Genomic DNA, 21855 nt, shown 5'->3' with positions numbered 1-21855 from the left:
GGTTGGGGTGAGGATGAGCTAGAGGTGCCGGATGCAGCAGATCGAGCTTTGGGGTGGAATCGAATGCACGGTGAACCGCACGCGCGGAGGCTATCTCGACCAGTCCCGCCTGAACGGACACCAGGACCGGTTGGCAGACCTCGACCGCTTTGCGGAGCTGGGGCTCGATGCAGTCCGCTACCCCGTCTTGTGGGAGCGGGTCGCGCCCGATGATCCGGAACAGCCGGACTGGCGCTGGTCGGACGAGCGGCTGAACCGCTTGCGCGAACTGGGCATTCGGCCGATCGTGGGCCTCGTTCACCATGGCAGCGGGCCGCACTACACCAACCTGCTGGACCCGGGTTTCGCACCGGGTCTGGGCCGCTTCGCCGAGCAGGTTGCCGAGCGCTACCCCTGGGTAGAGGACTGGACGCCGGTCAACGAGCCCCTGACCACGGCGCGATTTTCCGCGCTCTATGGCCATTGGTATCCGCATGCGGCGGAAGAAGGCAGTTTCTGGATGGCGCTCCTGAACCAGGTCGACGCCACGCGCTTCGCCATGCAGGCGATCCGCCGGATCAACCCGACCGCGCGGCTGATCCAGACCGATGACCTTGGACGCACCTATGCGACCACGCAGCTGGCACAGCAGGCCGCATTCGACAATCTGCGACGCTGGGCAAGCTGGGATCTGCTGTTCGGCCGCGTCACGCCGCAGCATCCGCTGTGGAAGCGGGTGGCGGCATTCAGACTGGGCGATCGCCTGCGGCAGATCGCCGATGCGCCCTGCCCTCCCGATGTCGTCGGGTTGAACCATTATCTCACCAGCGACCGGTTCCTGGACCATCGTCTGCAGCGCTATCCGTCGTCGACCCACGGCGGGAACGGCCGGCTCGCCTATGCGGATACGGAGGCGATCCGCGTCTTGGATCCGCCTCCCGCAGGCCTTGGCGGTGCAATCCGGGAGGCTTGGCAGCGCTATCGCACGCCGATCGCGATCACGGAGGTGCACAATGGATGCACCCGCGAAGAACAGTTGCGCTGGGTTGCAGAGGCTTGGGACACCGCCTGTGCAGCCCGCGCCGACGGGGTCGATCTTCAGGCCGTCACTGCCTGGTCCTTGTTGGGCAGCCACAGCTGGGACACGCTGCTCACCCGGCCGGGAACCTATGAGCCGGGCGTGTTCGATACCTCCAGCGGTCTGCCACGCCCGACGGCACTGGCCGATCTTTGGCGGGGGCTTCCGAACGACGCCGCGCGTCACCCGCTTGCGCGGCAACCGGGCTGGTGGCGCCGCCCGGAACGGCTGCTCTACCCGCTGCCTCATCCTGGGACGGCAAGACGGTCCGACGTTCATGAGCCTGCACCACCCCTCATGATCTGCGGTGCCGAGACCATGCTGGGTCAGGCGATCGTCCGTGCCTGCGACGTGCGCCACATCCGCTATGCCCTCGCGGATCAAAGCGCCTTCGTGAGCAACCCAGTGGAAGCGGCCACCGGCGTGCTGGAGGCGACCTCTCCCTGGGCAATCGTCAACGCTGCCGGGTGGAGCGACATCGACGCCGCCGAAGACGCGGAAGAGCAATGCCGCCACAGCAACGTGCAAGGCCCCGTGTCTCTGGCCCAAGCCGCCGCCGCACGAGGCATCCCGTACCTCGGGTTCTCAAGCGACCTGGTGTTCGATGGCAGCAAGGCTGGCCTCTATGTCGAGTCCGATCCTGTCCGACCCCTCAGCGCCTTTGGCCGAAGCAAGGCGGCGCTGGAGGCGGAATGCGCCACGCTCGGCAACACGCTGCTGATCCGAACCGCGGTCTGCTTTTCGCCGCATGATCCGGCCAATTTCGCCGCGGCGGTGTTGGACAGCCTGGCGGCGGGGCGGCGCGTTGCGGCGTCGCAAGACTATAGGGTGACGCCCAGCTTCGTGCCGCAACTCGTTGATGCGGCGCTCGATCTGCTGATCGACGGCGAGACCGGTATCTGGCACCTGACCAACGGCGAGGCGCTGAGTTGGGCGGAGTTCGCAGCTCGGATCGCAAGCTGTGCGGGCCATGATCCCGCTCAGATCAAGCCGTTCGCGGGTCCTCCGCCGCAATGGCAGGCCCCCCGCCCTCGCGCCGCAAGGCTTGGCAGCGAGAAGGGTAGGTCGTTGGGATCCTTGGACAAGGCGATCCAGCGCTTCGTGACCGAACGGACCGCCCTGCAAACCCGGAGCATCGCGCCGGTTCGCGCGCTCGGCTGAGCCGCGAATTCCGCGTAAAGCCGAGTCCCATGACACGGCCGGCGCTCCGTGGAACGCCGGCCGCCTCTGCATCACTGCCCCTGGTACGGGTCCACGCCCGGCGCTGTGAGCGGGGCGGCGATCCGCGCCAGATCCTCTGGCGGCGCCTTCGCCTCGGCACGGTCGTAGGTGAGTAGGCCGTTGATCTCGTCCTCCACGTCTGTGGTCTGCGTGTAGACGGCTGCGCTCAGGCCCTCCTCGCGCGCCTGGCGGATGATCTCGTCGAACTTGATGCGATAGCGCGTGAGGTAGTCCTGCCGGTCGGTCGCCACCTGATAGCCCCAGTTGCGCTTGCCGGTCCGCCAGATGTGGCCGCTCACCGGCAGGCCGATGCCGCCATATTCCCCGATCACGATGGCACGCGTGGCCGAGCGCGGAGGGACGTTGGGCTTGTCCTCATAAGTATGGATGTCGACCATGTCCGAGGCCTCGGGCGCGACGTCGAGCCAACCGCTATCCGCGTTGACCACGCGGCTCGGGTCCATGCCCTTCACCAGCTTGGCAAGGGTGGTCGAGTCATACTGCCCCCAACCCTCGTTGTTGACGACCCAGGTCACGATCGAGGGGAAAGCGCGCAGATCGCCGATCATGGCGGTCAGTTCCTGCTGGAACTCGGTCATTGCGGTCGACGAGAACACCGCCTGGCTCTTGCTGGAGCCGGTGACGAACTGGTCTTCGTCGCCGCCCGATGGCATGTCCTGCCAGATCAGCATGCCCAGGCGGTCGGCGTCATGATAGTAGCGCGCCGGTTCGACCTTGATGTGCTTGCGCAGCATGTTGAACCCGGCCTTTTTCAGGAAGACGATGTCGCTCGCCATCGCCTCTTCCGAAGGGGGCGTCAGCAGGCCGTCGGGCCACCAGCCCTGGTCCAGCGTGCCGTTCTGGAAGAGCGGCTTGTTGTTGAGCAGGATGGCAGGCTGGCCGCGCAGCGTCCCCGCTCCGATGGACACCTTGCGCATCGCGAAATAGCCGGTGACACGATCGATCGGCTCCCCCACCACCTGCGCCCGCGCGTAGGTGGCACGCTCACGCTCCGTAAAGCGCGCGTCATAGGCGCTGCGGTTGCGATCCTTTGCGGTGGCATAGGGATCCTTCACCGTCAGCAGCTCGGTCGTGAGATCGTACAGAAACGGATCATCCGGCGACCAGAGATGCGCGTTCGATATCGGAAGGCTGGCGTGGCGGTTTGCCCGCACCACCGTGGATGCGATCACCTGCCCGTTCTTGCTGGCAGTGACGCGCACGGCATCGGTGTCGTTGGCCGAGCGGTTGAGCGCGATGTCCACCTCCAGGCGCCCGCGGTCAATGTCCGGGGTCGCGCGCACGTCGGCGATGTGCAGCTCCGAAACCGGCTCCAGCCACACGGTCTGCCAGATGCCGCTCACCGGCGTGTACCAGATCCCCTGGGGCGCCAGCGTCTGCTTGCCGCGCGGCTGGGTTCCGTCCGACGTGGGGTCGGCTACCTGGACGACCAGCTCATTGTCTCCGCTGCGCAGATGCGGCGTGATGTCGAAGCCGAAGGTGGCCGAGCCGCCCTTGTGCGCGCCGACATAGGCGCCGTTGACCCACACCGCCGCTTCGTAATCGACCGCGCCGAAGTTCAGGAGAACGTGCTGCCCCTTCCAGTCCGCGGGCACGGCGAAGCTGCGACGGTACCAGATCCGATCGTCCGGAAGCACCGGCCGCTGCACGCCGGACAGCTTGGATTCGACCGCGAACGGCACCAGGATCTTGCCCTGCATTTGCGTCGGCTGGGGCGTGCCTGCCTTGGCAATGGCATAATCCCACTGGCCGTTCAGGTTGAGCCAACGATCGCGCACGCGCTGCGGCCTGGGGTAGCTGCGCCAGGCGTTCTCCGGTGTTACCGCCTGCCCCCAACGGGTCGTCAGCGCCGTCTTGTAGACGATCGCCTCGGGCGCTGCGGGAACGGTGCGCTGCGCGGCTGCAGGCATGGCTGCAACCAGCGCCAGGGCAGAGCCCAGCAACAACGTGCGCGAAAACACCATCAGATCCTCCCTTTTTTCGGAAGCCTAACGGCATCCCCTGCGGGAGGCGAATGGAATTAGCGTGTCTTTGCCGAGGCCGGCGCAGGCTCCCACGTCATGCTGCGGGAGTCGCCTGCCACCCCCCACCCAGTGCCAGGAAGAGCCGTACCTGGTCGTCCGCGATGCGGCTTTCCTGCGCAGCGAGCGCCTGCTCGGCGTTGATGAGCACGCGGTCCGCGTCCAGCACCGGCAGGAAGCCCTGGCGCCCGGCCCGGAAGAGCGTCTGGGCATCCTTGGCCGCGCGGGCAGCCTGGCTCCGGGCCGCCTCCAGTTCGGTGCGCCGGTCGAGATCGCGCGCATAGACGGTGAGCGCAGTCTCCGCCTCCCGCAGCGCCGTCAACACCACGCCGTCGAAGCGGGCATAAGCTGCATCCGCCTCTGCCTCAGCCATGCCGATGCGCGCACGGACCCGCCTGCGGTTCGGAAACTCCCAGCTGATGAGCGGCCCCAGTCCGAACTTCAACGTATCGGAACCGAGGAAGGATTCCGCCACGCCGACCGAGCCCGCAGAAGCGCCCAGCCGGATCTTGGGATAGAGGTCAGCCGTCGCCACCCCGATCCGGGCGGTCGCGGCCCGCAGCAGCAGCTCGGCCTGCCGAACATCCGGGCGGCGGCGCAGCAGCGCGGCACCGTCGCCGATCGGGATGGGCGCCTCGATGCGCGGCTCATGCGCACAGGCAGCGACCCGCTGGTCGAACTCGGCTGGCGGCTTCCCGGTCAGCGTGGCGAGCCGGAACAACGCAGTCTGCTTCTCAGCGATCAACGTCGGCATGTTGGCACGCACCTGGGCCTCCTGCGCGCTCGACCGGGTCACGTCGAGCGTACTCCCCCGGCCGCCGCGCACGAGCCGGCGGGTAAGTTCGGTGCTGCGGCGCTGCAGGTCCAGCGCCTGCTGGACGACGCCGATCTCCCGACCCGCAGCACAGGCCTCGACATAGGCAGCCGTGGTCTGCGCGACGACGGTGACGCGGGTCGCGTCATAGGCCGCCTGTGTCGCGGCGACGTCTGCATCGGATGCCTCGATCGCGCGGCGGATCTGCCCGGCGAGATCGACCTGATAGCTGACCGAGGCACCGAGTGAGTAGACCCAGGCCGACGGTAGCGTCTCGCCTGGACGCAGTTCCTCCTGCGCCGATCGCATCCCCCGCGCAAAGCTTGCATCAAGCCCTGTCTGTGGGTTGCGGGCATCCTCGGTGATGGTGCGCTGCGCCTGCGCCCGGTCGATGTTCGCCGCTGCCACGCGCAGATCCGTGTTGGCCGCGATAGCCTCCTGTACCAGGCTGTCGAGCACCGGATCGCGGTACAGGCGCCACCAGTCCGCCGGCACCGGGGTCGCGGCAAACGCCGCCTCCTTGCCGCTGACGAAGGGGGCATTGGCGGACGGCCGCTCGGCAATCGCCGTTGCCGGGCGGTGATAGTTGGGGCCGACCGGCGCACAGGCCGCCGCAGCGACCGTCGCCAGCAGCGGCACCACTCGGCGAAATCCACGCGCGATCATGCTGCCTTCTCCGCCGCTACCTTCCGCCCAGGCACGCCGACCGGCGGCTTGTTCTTGTCGCGGTCCGGATGGATCACGTTCACCGTCGCCGTGCGCCCCACGACCAGGGACAGGCCTGCCGGCACGCGATCCAGCGTGATGCGGACGGGCACGCGCTGGGCCAGCCGCACCCAGTTGAAGGTGGGGTTCACATTGGGCAGCAGCTTGTCGCCGGCCGAACGATCGCGATCGTCGATGCCGCTGGCGATGCTCTGCACATGCCCCTCGATGATCCGGCTCTCACCCATCAGATGCACCTGGACCCGATCTCCCGGTGCGATGCGCGGCAGCTTGGTTTCCTCGAAATAGCCGACCGCGTGGATCGACTTGCGATCGATGATCGCGAACTCGGGGCGGCCAGCGGTGGCATAATCGCCGGGCCTCAGGTCGAAGTTGGTAATGGTGCCGTCCACGCCCGAACGCACCTCGGTGCGCGCAAGGTTCAGCCGCGCCGTCTCCAGTTGCACCTGCAGCCGGGCAAGCTCGGCACCCAGCTGCGCCACCTTGGCATCGCCCTGTTCGCGCTCCTCGGCGGGAACCAGGTCGCCGAGGGCGCGATTGCGTCGCGCTTCCCGCTGCGCCTGGGCGATCAGCACGCGCTGCGCAGCCATCGCCGCCTGCGCCTGCTGCACCGCAAGCTGGTAGCGCGGCCGGTCGATGATGAACAAGGGCGTGCCGGCGCGCACCTGCTGGTTGTCGTGCACCAGCACTTCGCTCACCAGCCCGGACACGTCGGGTGCGACCTGCACGACATCGGCGCTGATGCGCCCGTCGCGGGTCCAGGGATCGGTCTCATAGTGGCGCCACAACGCCTCCCCGACAAAATAGGCGGTAAGGACGATGGCGAGCGTGACAAGCACGCGAAGGATGATGACGGGTTTCATGACGATCTCAGAAGGAAAGCGCGAAGGGCGTACCGCGGGAGAGCCCCATGGCGATCAGTCCCCAAAGGACGACCACCAGCGCGAAGTCGAAGAGGCCGCGGTGGAACACGATGCGATAGAAGCCGACGCGAGCGAGCGCCCATTCGAGCGGCAGCGACGCCGCATAGGCGAGGATCGCCGCAATCAGCAGCGGATGGACATAGATGCCGTTGATGTCGATCTGGCCGTTCATGCGGCGGTTGCCTCCGGTTGCCAGGCGTTTGCGTCAGGGAAAAGGTTGCGGCGGAGTCCCACCAGCGCATGCAGGGTCGGGGCGCGGCTCTGAAGGTCCGCGGGCTCGTCCAGCACCCGGCTCAATGCTGCATCGATCTGGTCGAGCAGCAGCAGCGGCGGCGGTTCGCTCCCACCATTGCCGAGCCGGCGGAAGTGTCGGCCGAGCGTCGCCACCAGGACTTCGAGCGCCGTGCGCCCAGCGCCCGATGCGGTACCTCGCGCTGCATCGCGGACCTGGAGCACGCCCAGGCCGACACGCAGATCGCGCAGTGCGTCGGTGCCGGCAAGGCGGAGGTCTGCCGCCGCACGCGGCAGCCGCGGGAGGATCAGCCCGACCCGGTCGAGCATCCGGCTGGTCCAATCCGCCGGGCTGCGGATCGCCCGCCCCTCTGCCGCATCGGCAAGGTCGCGCCAGCCCGCCCGCAGGACGCGCAGCACGGCGGCAGCCGGGTCGAGAACCCGGACCAGGCGCGTGGCAAAGATCGCCGCCAGCACGCCTGCGCAAAGCGCGAAGTTGCTGTTCACGAAGGTGGCGAAATCGGACGGGCCATAGTTGTTGTTCAGCGCAAGCCCGCCCGCGATGCCGATCAGCAGCGGCATCACCGCGCCCAGCAGCGGTGGAAAGGCCAAGGCCGCGCCCAGCGGCAGGAACAAGGGTGCGAGCACCAGGGCGAGCATCGGAAATCCGCTGATCATTGGCAGAATCGCGAACAGATAGAGGCCGACGATCGGCACCCCTGCCGCGGTCCCGAACAGGAATCCGCGTTGGGCGACGGTCGGATCGTCCATGGCAGCGAAGAAGCAGCACATGACGGCAGCGATCATCGTCGCAGTCGCGCCATCGGGCCACCCGCTGAAGATCCAGAACGCAGCACAGCCGAGGATCGCGAGAACGGTCGCGAACGCCGACCGCAGCGCAAGACCATAGTCGAGGTGGAAGCGCCTGGGTTGCGCGGCACGGATCACCGGCCTGAGGCTCTCCGGCAGCTTTTCGTCCGGATGCTGGATGACGCGCGCAAGTTGGCGGATGGTCGCGAGCAGCACGACGAGCTCGCCCAGGCGACCCGCTAGATTGGTTCGCAGGAGCGCGTGCCAGCTCTGTTCGCGTGCTGCGTCCTCGGCCAGTTGCTCGCATCGCTCGCGCAGCGAATCCGGTTCGGCGGACGCAGGATCCTCGCTCCAGCGACGGACGTCGGCGATCAGTGCGTCGAGCGGCTGTGGCATCGCGTCTTCGGCCCGAAGCGTCGCGATGCGATCCTCTATCGCCGACACCATCGGCAGCAGCAGGACGAGCCGGTCCTGAAGCGCCGCCAGCGTGCTGCGCTCCGGGCGCACGCGCGCGGTGTCATAGGGAAGATGGGTGCCGAGCAGGTGCAGATCGGTGGTGTCGTTGGCGAGGCGTCGGCGCTCGGCGTCCACTTCGGGAGCGACCCGCCCCCCCAGCGCGTGCGCCGTCCAGCGCTCGGCATCCCGCAGCACCCCACCCACGCGCGCACGCACCGCGTCTGCCACGCTCACCGGCAGCACGATGGAATGGAACACCAACGCGCACAGCACGCCCAGGCCGATTTCCTGCGAGCGAAGCACCGCCGTCGCAAAAACGGTTTCGGGATGGGTGGCGGCCGGAAAGCCGACGAAGGCCGCCGTATAGCCGGCAAGCATGAACAGATAGGATCGCGGCGTACGGTCCAGCAGCGAGACGAACAGACAGACGCCGACCCAGAGCGCCAGCACCAGCGTCAACAGCACCGGCGCGTTCACGAACGCGGGGACCAGCAACGTCGCCGCCCCTGCGCCCACCACGGTCCCGATCAGGCGGAACACGCCCTTCGACACCGAGGCGCCCGACAGCGGCTGGCTCGCGATATACACGGTCACCATCGCCCAGAACGGGCGCTCCAGCCCGATCGCGAACGACAGGTACAGCGCCAGCAGCGCCCCTGCGAACGCATTGGCGGAGAAGATCATGTGCCGGAAGCCGATGGTCATGCTGCGCAGGTCCGCTCGACGCCTTCCTGCAACGTCGCTGCAACCCGGTCCATGACGCGCAGCGCGACCTGAACGTCCTCGTCGGGAATGCCGGCGAAGACATGGCCGCGCAGGGCCGCCGAGCGCGCTTCCACCTCCGCCGCAAGCGACCGCCCTGCTTCGGTCAGGTGCAGCGTCTTGGCGCGGCCGTCCTCCGGATCCGGGCGGCGGTCGATCAGCCCGGCATGCAGCAACTGCTGGATCAGCGGCACCAGCGAGGCGCCTTCGACACCCAGTTCCTCCGCAAGCGCCCCTTGCCGCAGGCCGTCGCCCATTCGGCCGATCAGCATCACCGCCAGCGCCGTGGTATGCGACAGCTCCAGGGAAGAAAGCCCCTTGTCGATGTAGCGGCGATACGCGCGCGCGAGCGGCATGAGGCGGTGCGTGAACCCGCGCTGGAGTTGTTGATCCGGCATGCGGCGTCAGATAGTTAGGTAGCTAACTAAATGGAAGTCCCTCCGGCAACATTTTGTTGCAGTTGAAGGCAGCGGTGGGACGGCCGCCACTGTCCCCCTCCCCGCGTCCATTCCGGTTGACTGGCAGCGCCGGATACGGTCGAACGCGGCGTCACCAAAGGAGAGTGGGGATGCGGGTTCTGGGTCGAGCGCTGGGCTTGCTTTTGCTGGGAACGGTCGCCGGTTGCGCGCCAACCGCATCGGTGAAGGTGATGACGTTCAACGTCCGCCTTCCGGTCGACAAGGGCTTCAAGAGCTGGGAAGCGCGTCAGCCCGTGATGGTTGCCACGATCCGCGACACCAAGCCGGACATCATCGGATCCCAGGAACTGTTCAAGCGCCAGGGCGATGATCTGGTGCGCGCCCTGCCGGAATATCGCTGGTTCGGCCGCGATCGCCGCGGTGGCGAGGCGGACGAGCATATGGGCATCTTCTACCGCACCGATCGGCTGCGGCTGGTCGAGCAGGGCGACTTCTGGCTGTCGGACGCACCGGAACAGCCGGGCAGCATGAGCTGGGGCACCGACCTGCCGCGGATGGCGAACTGGGGGGTGTTCGAGACGATCGGGCGCACGCCGCACCGGTTCCTGTTCGTCGACACCCACCTGCCGCACCGCGACAAGGATGCGCAGGCACGCGAACGGGGGATCGCGCTGATCCTGGCTCGCCTGCCTGAGATCGCCAAGGACCTGCCGGTGGTGCTCGCCGGGGATCTCAATTCCGAGCCTGACAGCGGGGTCTATGCCGCGCTTTCCCGGGCCATGACCGACGTCTGGACCGCCGCGCCGCGCAAGCAGGGACCCGACGCCACCTTCCACGACTTCACCGGCCAGCCGACGAAGCGGATCGACTATCTTTTCGTGCGCGGCTTCACCGTGAAGGATGCGGTGGTCGACACGCACCACGAGGGCATCACCTATGCATCCGACCATTTCCCGGTCGGCGCGACGCTGACCTTCCAATAGCAGAGTTGCCGGGTCGGCCGCCTTCGCGCCCGACCCGGCACCGCCTTACCAGTTAAAGCCGGCCCGCGCGTAGATGTAGCGGCCGTTGAAGCCGAACGGCGAGTAATAGGGGAAGCCCAGCACGCCGCTGGTGTTGTTCGCCGGGATGATCTGGTCGGGGTAGACGTCGAACAGGTTGTTCACGCCCAGGCCGAACTGCGCGCCCTTGCTGGCCTGATACCGCAGCTCCAGGTCGGTGATCGCGCGCTTGCCGGTGTGCACGTCGGCCGCTTCGGTCGTGCCGGGCTGAGTGACGTCGCCATAGTAGGTGACGCGTGCCAGCGCGCCGAGCTGGTCGAGCGACCAGTCGATCGTGCCGGTCACCTTCTCCCGCGGAGTGCCCTCCTCCAGCGACAGGATGCGGGTGCGCGCAAACAGCGTCGGCGCCGGGTCCAGCGTGGATGTGGTGGTCGGCACGCGCGTGACCTTCACGTCGTTGATGTTGCCGGCGACCGTGAAGTCAAAGCTGCCTGCCGCAGCCGTGCGCAGACGGTAATGCGCGACCGCATCGATGCCCTTGGTCGTTGATGCCAGTCCGTTGATAAAGAAGCGCGCCGCCTGCACGCCGGTCGGCAGCAGTTCGGCAACGGCGCCGCCGCTCAGATTTTCCGACAGGCCCAGCTGATCGCGGATGTGGATGCGATAGGCGTCGACGGTCAGGTCGAAGCCGCCGGCGCGCACCACGAAGCCCGCCGACAGGTTGGTCGACTTCTCGGCATCGAGCGGCAGCCCGCCCAGCGCCTGGGCGACCGGGTCGACGGAAGGATAGGTACCCGTCTGCACCGGCGAACCGTTCTGCACCACCTGCGCGATCTGGGTGAAATACTGCTGCTGCAGCGACGGCGCGCGGAAGCCTGTCGAGGCGGTGCCACGCACCGCCAGCCAATCGGCCAGATCATAGCGCGCCGACAGCTTGCCGTTCACCGTCGAGCCGAAGTCCGAATATTTCTCCGCCCGACCCGCAATGCCAAGCAGAAGCTTGTCGGTTACCTGCGCCTCGACATCGACATAGAGGCTGCCGTTGCGACGGCTGCGCTCGATCTCGTTGAGCGGCGAGAAGCCGCCGAAGCCCTGCGCACCCGGGGCTGCACCCGCGACCGCGCCGGTCGTCGGGTAGCCATAGGAGGCAAGCTCGCCCGCCTCGATCTTGTACCCCTCGCGCCGGCCCTCGATGCCGAACGCGACGTTGAGCGACTGGAACACGTCGAAGCTCCGCGCGACGTCCAGGCCGGCGACCCACTGATCATAGACCAGTGCGCCGTCGTAGAAGTCAGTCGGCGTGTCGGCGCCGAACGCATAGTTCGCCGAGTTGAGCGTGCGGAACTCGATCTTGTTGCGCCCATAGCTGACGTTCAGGTCGACGTTCCAGCCGGCGACATCCCCCTTCACGCCGACCGCCGAGTTGATGTCCTTGGAGCGGCTGTTGATGAGCGGCAGGAATCCGTCGGGGTAGCCGGCCAGCGTCGTTGCCGTGCTCGCAAGCCGGGGAAAGGCCGCGCTCTCGGACTCGCGGTTCTGATAGCCGGCCCAGCCGTAAAGCTGGAAGTTCTCGCCAATCGACGTGCCGGCGTTGGCAAAGATTGAATACTGATCGACCTCGGGATCGCCATAGCGGCCGGTGACGCGGGTCGGCGTCACGCGCGGGTCGAAATCGGCGCGGTTGGTCGGCTCACGCTTGGTGTACTCGCCCGAGACGGTCAGGAAGCCGTCGCTGCCGAAGCCGATGCCCTGCCATGCCGAAGCCGTCACCGTCGGCTCGCCATTGGTGTGGCGGCTGCCGCGCGCGGTGTCGATCTGGGTGTTGTAGAAGCCGTAGGTCACCGACGCGCCGCCGCCCTCGCGCGCTTCGCGCAGGCGCAGGTTGACGACGCCCGCAATCGCGTCCGAGCCATATTGTGCCGACGCGCCGTCGCGCAGCACCTCGATGCGGTCGAGCGCAGTTACGGGGATGGTGTTGAGGTCAACGGCGGCCGAGCCGCGGCCCACCGTGCCGTTGGTGTTGAGCAGCGCCGAGGTGTGCCCGCGCACGCCGTTGATGAGCACCAGCGTCTGGTCTGGTGACAAGCCGCGCAGCGTCGCCGGGCGGATTGCGTCGGTGCCGTCGTTCGCCGCCGGGCGCGGGAAGTCGATTGAAGGCGCCACCGCCGCCAAGGCTGCACCAAGCTCGGTCGTTCCCTGCCGCTGCAGGCTTGCCGCGCTCAGCACGTCCACCGGCGAGACGCTGTCGAGGCGGGTCCGCCCTTCGGCGCGAGTGCCGGTGACGATGATCTCATTGCCTTCGTCTGCAGGCGTCGCGGCACCTGCCGTGGGCGCATTCTCCGCCTCCTGCGACGGGACACTGGTCTCCTGCGCCATTGCAGGCGCGGCGGTCAGCGCCAGGAAGGAGACGGTAAGCAGGCCGGCAAGGCGAAGACGATCCATGGAAACCCCGTTGATGGTCGCCGCCCGAGCACAGGCGGCGGAGTGTCGCGGCCACGTCCCAGCGGGACGCACGCCACGCGCCGACTCGGCGGCGCGGCCGACGGCGTTCACTCCAGCTACGCGCATCCAGGCAACGAGGGAGCAGAAACCTCCTTGCGGCCGCGCAAGCTTTTCTTTGACTTGGCACCGCCCTGCCCGTCTTGCCGCACAGCCTCCCCGAACCAAGTCGCTGCCTAATCAATTGACAAATTACTTTGTTTAACTGACCTTCCCGCATCGCTGGATAGACGAGCCGAAAACGGCCGCTGCCCTGCAAAGATGGAACGCGAACCAGGGGAGGTTTCATGCACATCCAGACTTGCCGCGTCCTGCTGGCATCGGCCGCATTGCTGGCAGGATACTCCGGTTTGGCTCTCGCGCAGACCAGCGCCACCCGTCCCGTGGACGAGGCCAATCCCCTTGTCGGCACCGCGCCGCTCGACCGCAAGGAACTGATCGGCAACGCGCCGCCGGCGGGCGAACCGCTTTATTCCGGCATCACCTCCCCGGGTGCGCGCCTCCCCCACGGCGCGGTCGAGGCGGCGCCGGTCAACGTCAACATCGAGCAGACGTACCCGACCGGCGTGGCGACACCCTATTACTATCCCGCGCCCACCATGATCGGCTTCACCGGGGGCGGCGGTGCGACCTATGGCGGCGGTGCGCAGCCGATCCTGATGCCGATCGTCGGCGATTGGACCGTGCCGCCGGTCTACACGCAAAGCTGGTACGACAAGGCCAAGGAGGTCGCCGCACCCGGCTATTATTCGGCTTATCTCGACAGCTTCAAGGTCCGGGCGGAGCTGACCGCTACCCGCTGGACCAGCCTGATGCGGTTCACCTTCCCGACCACGGACCGCGCCCACATCCTCCTCAACCTGCCTTTACGCGGGGGCGAGGTGGAGATCGTCGGCGACCGCACCGTTCGCGGCATCGCCGCCAGGCGCGCTGAAAAGGGCGACAGCCAATATTTCGTCGCGGAATTCTCGCGGCCGTTCACGACCTTTGGCACGTTCCGGAAGTCGGCCGGAAACAACCGCGGCTATGGCATCGGCGACAAGGAGGTGATGCCGGACACCCGCCGCACCACCGGCAGCTATGCCGGCACCTACCTGGACTTCACGACCAAGGCGAACGAGCCCGTGCTGGTGCGCATGGCCCATGGCGCGAGCTATGCTGCCGCCGAGCGTCGCCTTCGCGCAGAAAGTGCCGGCTGGGACTTCGACGGCACCCGCAACCAGGCGCGGGAGGCATGGGCGCAGCTGCTCGACCGCGTCCACGTGACCGGCGGCACGCCCAAGCAGCGGATGCTGTTCTATTCGACCCTGTTCCAGTCCTTCGCGAGCCCGCGCCTGGTCGCCCGCAAGGGAGAGAGCTTTGCCGATAGCAACGGCAAGGTGCAGACAGCGGGGTACGACCGCTATGGCCCGGTGCCCTTCTGGGACACGGGCCGCAACCAGATCGTGCTGCTGGAACTGCTCGAGCCCAGGACGGTGCAGGACATCATGCAGTCCGAGCTCGACATGGCGCGCGAGCGCGGCTTCATGAACACGTCCTTCCACGGCGACAATGCGGTGTTCCTGTACCTGGGTGCCGCCCGACGCGGCATTCCGTTCGACTATGCGGCGGCGTACGAATATCTCCGCAAGAACGCGCTCGATCCGAAGGGGCCCCGCGGCTACCTGGCGGAGTATCAGCAGAACGGCTGGATCTCGGACGAGGTGCCCGCGGGCAACCCCAGTCCGCCCTATGCAGACGGCAAGGCGGGCGTCGCCAAGACCTTGGAATACGCCTGGGACGACCATGCCCTGGCTGAGATGGCGCAGATGCTTGGGCGCCGCGAGGACGCACAGCTGTTCCGCAAGCGTGCGGCCAATTATCGCAACGTCTTCGATCCCTCGATCGGTTTCATGCGCGGGCGCACTGCCGACGGCAAATGGATCGCGCCATTTGACCCGCAGGAGCCCTATTACAACTTCATGATGAAGGAGGCGTCGGGCTGGTCGACGCTGTGGCTCGTGCCCCATGACGTGCAGGGCCTCGCCGGCTTGCTGGGCGGGCGGGACGCGTTCAACGCCAAGCTCGACCGCTTCTTTGCGACCCCCTACACGCCCAAAGGTATCTGCCGCGACTGCACCGGCATGATCGGCCAGTACGTCCACGGCAACCAGCCGGACCAGCAGGCGCCGTTCCTCTATGCCTGGTCCGGGCAGCCGTGGAAGACGCAGGCGCTCACCCGCCAGATCCTCGACACGCTCTATGGCAGCGATGCGTCCGGCTATGGCTATCCGGGGATGGACGACCAGGGTGCGACATCCTCCTGGTACGCGATGACCGCGATGGGCTTCTACCCGGTCGACCCGTCCAGCGACGTCTACATCCTCTCCAGCCCGGTGTTCGACACGGTGAAGCTGGCGATGGGCAACGGCAAGGCGCTGGAGATCGTCGCCCGCAACAACTCGGCCACGAACCTCTACATCCAGTCGGCGACGCTGAACGGTCGCCCCTGGACAAAGCCGTGGTTCCGCCACGCCGATGTAAAGGATGGTGCCAGGCTGGTGCTGACGATGGGTGCGAAGCCGAACCCCACATGGGGCAGCGCGCCAGCGGACGCGCCGCCGTCGATGACTTCCGCCTCCTGATCCACGGTTCCGCTGGCCCTACTCCCCTGCCCAGCGGGAACATTCCCCCGGAAGATGGAGGACCATCTTCCGGGGTCTTTTTCGTCAGGCGAGGGTGCGTCCGAACGACGGCGGCCGGTCGGCCTTGGCGGTGCCGAAACGAGAGGGCTTCGGCCCCATCTCGAACTCCAGCGTGCCGCCCTTCTGCAGCTCGGCGTGCGCGATCCAGTTCCGGGTCCAGCGCTTACCGTTCCAGCGCACCGACTGGATGTAGGGGCTGTCCGGGCCGTTGCCGCGCGCCAGCACGCGCAGGGTCCGGCCGTTGCCGACCGCCACCTCCGCCTCGTCGAACAGCGGGGAGCCGAACACATAAAGGGCGCTCACCGGGTCTACGGGATAGAAGCCGAGCGCACTGAAGACGAACCACGCGCTCATCTGGCCACAGTCGTCGTTGCCGATCACGCCGTCCGGGTCGTCCTTGTACATCTCGGTCAGCAGGCGGCGCACCATCGCCTGAGTCTTCCACGGCGCGCCTGCAAAGGCATAGAGATACGCCGCATGGTGGGTCGGCTCGTTGCCGTGCGCATACTGCCCGACCAACCCGGAAATGTCCGGCGGCGCATTGTCGGGCAGCGTGGAGGGCGCGTTGAAGAAGCTGTCGAGCTTCTGCTCGAACGCGGCCTCGCCACCGAAATGCTCGATCAGGCCATAAACGTCGTGCTGGTTGAGGAAGGTCGCCTGCCAGCCGTTCGCCTCGGTATAATCCCGCCACCAGGGCTTGGGCATGTGGCCGATGTGGACCGGGTCATAGGGCGCCCACCATTTGCCGTCCGAGAACTTCGGCCGGGCGAACCCGATCGAAGCGTCCAGCACGTTGCGATAGTTGCGGCTGCGCGCGCGCAGGGTCCGGGCATCGTCGGTCGCGCCCGCCGCTTCGGCGAGCACCGCCATCGCCCAGTCGTCATAGGCATATTCCTGGGTGCGGCTGACCGACTCCCAGACCTTGTCGGCCGGGATGTAGCCGAGCTTGTAATAGTCCTCGCGGCCAAGCGAAGCATCGCTGTCCTTGAACGTCGGGTCGAACGCGCGGCGGCGGATGTTCGGCCAGGCGGCGGCATAGTCCGCCTCGATCCCCTTCACCTTCGCCTCGGCCATCACCGACACCGAATGCCAGCCGATCATGCAGCCGGTCTCGATCGCCTGGAGCGGCCAGGTCGGTGGGCCATAGGGGCTCTGCGCCGTCTGTCGGATCAGGTCGCGAGTGAACATCGTCGCCCGCTCCGGCTGCACCAGCGTCAGCAGCGGATGCAGCGCGCGATAGGTATCCCACAGCGAATAGGTGCTGAAGGCAGGCGAGTCCGCCGGCGCCTGATGCACCTGCCGGTCGAGCCCCATGTAGTGGCCGTCGCGGTCGGTGAAGAGCGTGGGGGCAAGAAATGCGTGGTAGAGGGCGCTTGCCAGGATAGTGCGCTGCGCCTCGGTCCCACCCTTCACGCGCACCCGCTGCAGCTCGGCCGCCCATGTCCGGCGCGCTTTGGCCGCAGTGCCATCGAAATCCCAGGCCGGGACCTCGCCCGCCAAGGCTGCCCGAGCGCCGTCCTGCGACACCGCGGACAGACCGGTCTTGATCACGATCGGATCGCCGCCGGCGTCGTCGAAGAAAAAGGCGACCTTCACCTTGCCGCCCGACACGCCGCTTGCCCCCTTGGCCGCCGGCTTGTCGTCGTCACCGAAGAACTCGATCCGGTCGGGCTTGCGCGACAGCTGCATCGCGAAGTGGATGCGCCGACCCTTGGCCCAGCGGTTCACCTGGCGGCTGCCGGTCAACACATGGTCCGCGCCCCAGCTGAGCGAGGCGTTCTCAAGCAGCACGCCCTTGTCCCAGACGTCCAGGATCATGTGCGCGAAGTCGATCAGCACATGCCCTGGTCCAGTGGGGAACCGGTGACGGCTGATGCCGCACCGCTCGGTCACGGTGAGCTCGCTCAACACCCCGGACTCAAGCCGCACCCGATAATAGCCGGGCTCGGCATATTCGTCCGAGAAGCGCTGGCGATAGCCTAGGTCCGCGTCGCCGAGCTTGCCGGGCTTGAGCTTGAGCGGACCGCGCGTTGGCACCACCAGCACGTCCAGCATGTCGCCGATACCGGTTCCCGAAAGATGCGTGTGGCTGAACCCCATGATCGAGCGGTCGGTGCGGTGATAGCCCGAGCACGCATCCCAGCGCGTGTTGTCGGTGTCCGGGCTCAGCTGCGCCATGCCGAACGGTAGCGACGCGCCGGGAAAGGTGTGTCCGTGGCCGCCGGTGCCGACGAACACATCCGCCTTTCCGGCGGCAGGTGCCTGGGCCCAGCCGGTGGCAGGCACCGCGCCGCCCAGCGCGGCGAGCCCGGTACCGGCAAGCATGTTGCGGCGATTGGTGACGATCATCGCATCTTCCCCGGCATTCAGTAGCGAGCGGCGAGCAGCGCCGGCTTGCGGCGCTCCAGGTCCAGGATCAGGTCGCCGAACAGGCCGTTTACCCAGGCGAACCAGCTGCGCGTGAACTTCGTAGGATCATCCTTGTGGAAGCTCTCGTGCATGAAGCCGGTGCCGCCGTGCGTGGTCTTCAGCCAGCGAAGGCACTCGCGGATCTCGTCGTCGCTGTCGCTGTTGAACGCGCGGGTGATGATCGACATCGGCCAGATCATGTCCATACCGATGTGCGGCCCGCCGATGCCCTTGGCCGCCGTCCCCTCGAAGTAATAAGGGTTTCGCGGGCTCCACGCGAGCGCAGCCGTGCGGCGGTAGAGCGGATCGTTGCGGTCGGCCGCGCCGAGCAGCGGCAGCGCCGACAGGCTCGGCACGTTGGCGTCGTCCATGAAAATCGCATCGCCAAAGCCGTTCACCTCGAACGCCCAGACCTCACCGCCCTGCCCGTCCGACATCTTGCCATGCTTGTCGAGCGCGTCGCGGACGCTCGCCGCCAGCGTCTCCGCCTGCGCCGCCCCCGCGGTGTCGCCGCGTGCCTCGCGCAGCACGGTTGCGAGCATGTCGAGCGCCGATACCGCGAACAGGTTTGACGGGATCAGGAACGGGAACACGCAGGCATCGTCCGACGGACGGAAGCCGGAATGGATCAGCCCGACCTTGCGGGTCGGCGCGCCAAAGCCCCCGAACATCAGCGTCTCAGTCGGCGACGGGTTGTTGCGCTGGAAGTGATAGGCCGCCGGCCCATCCAGCCGCTGCTGCTCTTTCAGCGTCGCAACCGCCTGCATCATCCCGCGCGCCCAATAATCGTCGAACGGCGTCTTGTCGCGGGTCGCCATCCAATAGGCGTGCGCCAGCCGCATCGGATAGCACAGGGAGTCGATCTCCCACTTCCGCTCGGCGACCCCCGGCTTCATCTCCGTCAGGTCGTCCCGCGCGCCCAGGTTCGACTTGGCCGACGTGTCCTTCATGAACGCGTTGGCATAGGGGTCGACCAGGATGCAGCGGGCCTGGCGCTGGAGCGCGCCCTGGAACACGCGCCGCAGGGCCGCGTCCTTGGGCGCCAGGTGCACATAGGTCTGCAACTGGGCCGAGCTGTCGCGCAGCCACATCGCGTCGATGTCGCCGGTGATTACGAAGGTGTCGGGCTTGCCGTCCACCACGCCGGTCTGCACCGTCGTGTCGAGCGTGTTCGGGTAGCAATTCTCAAACAGCCACGCGAGCTCCGGGTCGGCGATCTTCGCCTTCACCCGGCGGATCTCCGCCTCCACGGCGGTGCTGACGAACTTGCGCTGGCTGCGCGGCGGCCGCTTGCTCACGAACGCCGTCCCTTGCGCGCCCGCCGGAACGGCAGCGGCAAGCGCCATCGCTCCGGCGCCCATCATCACGTCGCGTCGGCCCCAGGTCATCGCCATATCCTATCCAATCCTTCTTATTTTTGTGTGCTCATCGAGAAGGGCGCCGCCGCCTTGCTGCTGGCCCAGGCCTGGTTCGGCTTGGCTCCCATCACGAAGCGGAGCGTACCGCCCCCCTGCAGCGCTTCGCGCGACAGCCATGCCTTGTCATGCGACTTGCCGTTGAAGGTGGCCGACTGGATGTAGACGTTCTCGGCGCTGTTGTTCACCGCCTCGATCGTCAGCACCTTGCCATTCGGCATCGTCATGCGCACCGTGCGGAACAGCGGGCTGCCGATCGCATATTCGCCCACCGCCGGCGTGACCGGGTAGAAGCCCAGCGCCGAGAAGACATACCAGGCCGAAGTCTGGCCATTGTCCTCGTCGCCCGGATAGCCGTCCGGGGCGGCGGAGTAGAGCTTCTTCATCACGTCGCGGACGTGATATTGCGTCTTCCACGGCGCGCCGGCCCAGTCGTACAGGTACGGCATGTGCTGGATCGGCTGGTTGCCATGGGCGTACTGGCCCATGTTGACGATCTGCATCTCGCGGATCTCATGGATCACCTGACCATAATAGCTGTCGTCGAAGATCGGCGGCGTGGTGAAGATCGAATCCAGCCGGTCGACGAACTTCTGGTCGCCGCCCGTCAGGCCGATCAGCCCCTGCACGTCCTGCATCACCGACCAGCTGTAATGCAGCGAGTTGCCCTCGGTGAAGGCATCGCCCCACTTGTACGGGTTGAACGGCGTCGACCAGCTACCATCCTGGTTGCGGCCGCGCATCCACCCGCTCTGCGTGTCGTAGAGCTTGCGATAGTTCTGCGCCTGCTGCGCGTATTTCTGCGCGTCGCCGGTCTTGCCGAGCGCGGCCGCGAGGCGCGACAATGAGAAGTCGGCGGTCGCGTATTCCAGCGTGCGCGCGGCATTTTCGTTGATGCCCACGTCGTACGGAACGTAGCCGAGGCGGTTGTAATATTCGACGCCCTCGCGGCCGACCGCCTCCACGACGTTCCCGCGCTTGTCCTTCGGCCGCCCTTCGGAGGTGGTCGCGTTCTTGACCATCGCCTCGTACAGCGTCTCGACATCGAAGCCGCGCACGCCGTTCAGATAGGCGTCGGCGATCAGATTGGCCGAGTTGGACCCGATCATCACGTTGCGATGCCCCGGGCTCGCCCATTCAGGCAGCCAGCCGGATTCCTTGTAGGTGTTGACCAGCCCCTGCATGATCTCGCCGTCGCGTTCCGGGTACATGAGCGCGAACCAGGGGAACACCGCGCGCCACGTGTCCCAGAATCCATTGTCGGTATAGAGCACACCGTCGTGCACCTTGCCGTCGTACGGGCTGTAGTGAACGGTCTTCCCCGCGGCATCGGTCTCGTGGAACATGCGGGGGAACTGCAGCATCCGCCACAGCGCCGAATAGAAGGTGCGGCGGTTGTCGATGCTGGCGTCGGTCACCTGGACGCGGCGCAGCTCCTTCTCCCAGATCTGCTTGGCCTTGGCCTCCGTCTGGTCATAGCTGTCGCGGCCGATCTCGCGCTCCAGGTTGCGGACTGCCTGCTCGGCGCTGATGAAGGAGGAGGCGACCTTCACCCCCACCTGCTCGCCGGCGCGAGTCTTGAAGCTGACGACCGCGCCGACATGGTCGCCCTCGCGCGAGCGCTCTGCCGTCACCTGGCCATTGTCGTCCCAGGTGCGCGAGACGGTGAAGTCGTGATCGAACTCGGCGACGAAGTAATTGTGGAAGTTGTCCGGCACTCCGCCATGGTTGTTGCGCACGTAGCCGGTGATGCGGCGCTTCACCGGGTCGATCTGGACCATCGACCCGCCGTTGTACGCATCCAGGATGATGTGCGCGTCGTCGGCCTTGGGGAAGGTGAAGCGGAACTGGGCGGCACGCTCGGTCGGCGTCACCTCTGCCGTCACGTCATAGTCGGCCAGATACACCTTGTAGCGATAGGGACGGCTGTCCTCAGCCTTGTGGCTGAACCAGGAGGCGCGCTCCGCTTCCTTGACCTTGAGCGGTCCCGTCTCCGCGAACAGCGCGAAGGCGGCATAGTCGTTCATCCAGGGGCTGGGCTGGTGGGTCTGCTTGATGCCGTTGATCTTGTGTTCGGAGTAGGTGTAGCCCCAGCCGTTGCCCATCTTGCCGGTGACCGGCGTCCAGAAGTTCATGCCCCACGGCACCGCCACCGCCGGATAGGTGTTCCCATAGGACAGCTGGTAGGTGGAATCGCTTCCCATCAGCGGATTGACCAGGTCGACGAGCGCCTCGTCGGCAGCCGCACGCTCCTGCGCGCTGGCGGGCACGACTGCGGTGCCGAGCGCCGTGGTGAGCAGCATGGCGGTTGCGCTGAGCGCGCCGATGAACTTCCTCACGTTTTCGTAACTCCCCTGATTTCGTCGCCGTCTTCTGGTCCGGCACT

Annotated in this window: 13 protein-coding genes; 3 read left to right on the top strand and 10 right to left on the bottom strand. The window is 66.9% G+C overall.

Going from position 1 to position 21855, the window contains the following annotated elements; translation table 11 throughout:
- The first annotated feature begins 31 nt into the window (after positions 1-31).
- Positions 32-2218 carry a family 1 glycosylhydrolase gene (locus LK533_RS04560; protein ID WP_229361569.1) on the top strand — a complete coding sequence of 729 codons (2187 nt, stop codon included), beginning with the start codon at positions 32-34 and terminating at the stop codon, positions 2216-2218.
- A gap of 71 nt (positions 2219-2289) precedes the next feature.
- Here LK533_RS04560 and LK533_RS04555 read toward each other — a convergent pair whose 3' ends face one another.
- The 6 genes from LK533_RS04555 to LK533_RS04530 all read right to left on the bottom strand — a co-directional run bounded on the left by LK533_RS04555 (position 2290) and on the right by LK533_RS04530 (position 9440).
- Positions 2290-4263 carry a glycoside hydrolase family 2 protein gene (locus tag LK533_RS04555; RefSeq protein WP_229361568.1) on the bottom strand — a complete coding sequence of 658 codons (1974 nt, stop codon included), beginning with the start codon at positions 4261-4263 and terminating at the stop codon, positions 2290-2292.
- A 94-nt stretch (positions 4264-4357) separates the two neighbouring features.
- On the bottom strand, positions 4358-5800 hold the full coding sequence (locus LK533_RS04550) for an efflux transporter outer membrane subunit (protein ID WP_229361567.1): 1443 nt from the start codon (positions 5798-5800) through the stop codon (positions 4358-4360).
- Positions 5797-6723, bottom strand: coding sequence for an HlyD family secretion protein (locus LK533_RS04545; protein WP_229361566.1), 927 nt, complete (start codon positions 6721-6723; stop codon positions 5797-5799). The genes LK533_RS04550 and LK533_RS04545 overlap by 4 nt, the downstream gene beginning before the upstream one ends.
- A gap of 7 nt (positions 6724-6730) precedes the next feature.
- Complete coding sequence (locus LK533_RS04540; RefSeq protein WP_229361565.1) at positions 6731-6955, bottom strand: DUF1656 domain-containing protein; 225 nt, start codon at positions 6953-6955, stop codon at positions 6731-6733.
- Positions 6952-8985, bottom strand: coding sequence for an FUSC family protein (locus tag LK533_RS04535; RefSeq protein WP_229361564.1), 2034 nt, complete (start codon positions 8983-8985; stop codon positions 6952-6954). Before LK533_RS04535 ends, LK533_RS04540 begins: the two co-directional genes overlap by 4 nt.
- A complete protein-coding gene (locus tag LK533_RS04530; protein WP_229361563.1) occupies positions 8982-9440 on the bottom strand; it encodes a MarR family winged helix-turn-helix transcriptional regulator in 459 nt (152 codons plus the stop codon). The genes LK533_RS04535 and LK533_RS04530 overlap by 4 nt, the downstream gene beginning before the upstream one ends.
- A 170-nt stretch (positions 9441-9610) precedes the next feature.
- On the opposite strand from LK533_RS04530, the gene LK533_RS04525 reads away from it, so the two are divergent.
- The gene (locus tag LK533_RS04525) at positions 9611-10444 is read left to right on the top strand and encodes an endonuclease/exonuclease/phosphatase family protein (RefSeq protein WP_229361562.1); all 834 of its coding nucleotides are present in this window, start codon (positions 9611-9613) and stop codon (positions 10442-10444) included.
- A gap of 45 nt (positions 10445-10489) precedes the next feature.
- Here LK533_RS04525 and LK533_RS04520 read toward each other — a convergent pair whose 3' ends face one another.
- Positions 10490-12904 (bottom strand): TonB-dependent receptor plug domain-containing protein, encoded by a 2415-nt coding sequence (locus tag LK533_RS04520; protein ID WP_229361561.1) that lies wholly within the window; start codon positions 12902-12904, stop codon positions 10490-10492.
- Positions 12905-13248: 344 nt separating this feature from the next.
- Between LK533_RS04520 and LK533_RS04515 the strand changes: the two genes are divergently transcribed.
- A complete protein-coding gene (locus tag LK533_RS04515; protein ID WP_229361560.1) occupies positions 13249-15585 on the top strand; it encodes a GH92 family glycosyl hydrolase in 2337 nt (778 codons plus the stop codon).
- Positions 15586-15669: 84 nt separating this feature from the next.
- Here LK533_RS04515 and LK533_RS04510 read toward each other — a convergent pair whose 3' ends face one another.
- The 3 genes from LK533_RS04510 to LK533_RS04500 are packed head-to-tail and all read right to left on the bottom strand — an operon-like array spanning position 15670 to position 21772.
- Entirely contained in the window at positions 15670-17994 is a 2325-nt protein-coding gene (locus LK533_RS04510; RefSeq protein ID WP_229361559.1) for a GH92 family glycosyl hydrolase, read from the bottom strand.
- Positions 17995-18011: 17 nt separating this feature from the next.
- Positions 18012-19442, bottom strand: a complete 1431-nt coding sequence (locus LK533_RS04505; RefSeq protein ID WP_229361558.1) for a glycoside hydrolase family 125 protein — start codon at positions 19440-19442, stop codon at positions 18012-18014.
- Between the two features lie 23 nt (positions 19443-19465).
- Entirely contained in the window at positions 19466-21772 is a 2307-nt protein-coding gene (locus LK533_RS04500; protein ID WP_229361753.1) for a GH92 family glycosyl hydrolase, read from the bottom strand.
- Between the last annotated feature and the right edge of the window lie 83 nt (positions 21773-21855).

The sequence above is a fragment of the Sphingomonas sp. PL-96 genome (genome assembly GCF_020707215.1).
Lineage (GTDB): Bacteria > Pseudomonadota > Alphaproteobacteria > Sphingomonadales > Sphingomonadaceae > Sphingomonas.
Note: the sequence above shows the minus strand (reverse complement) of the source record. Positions and strands in the feature narration are given on the sequence as shown.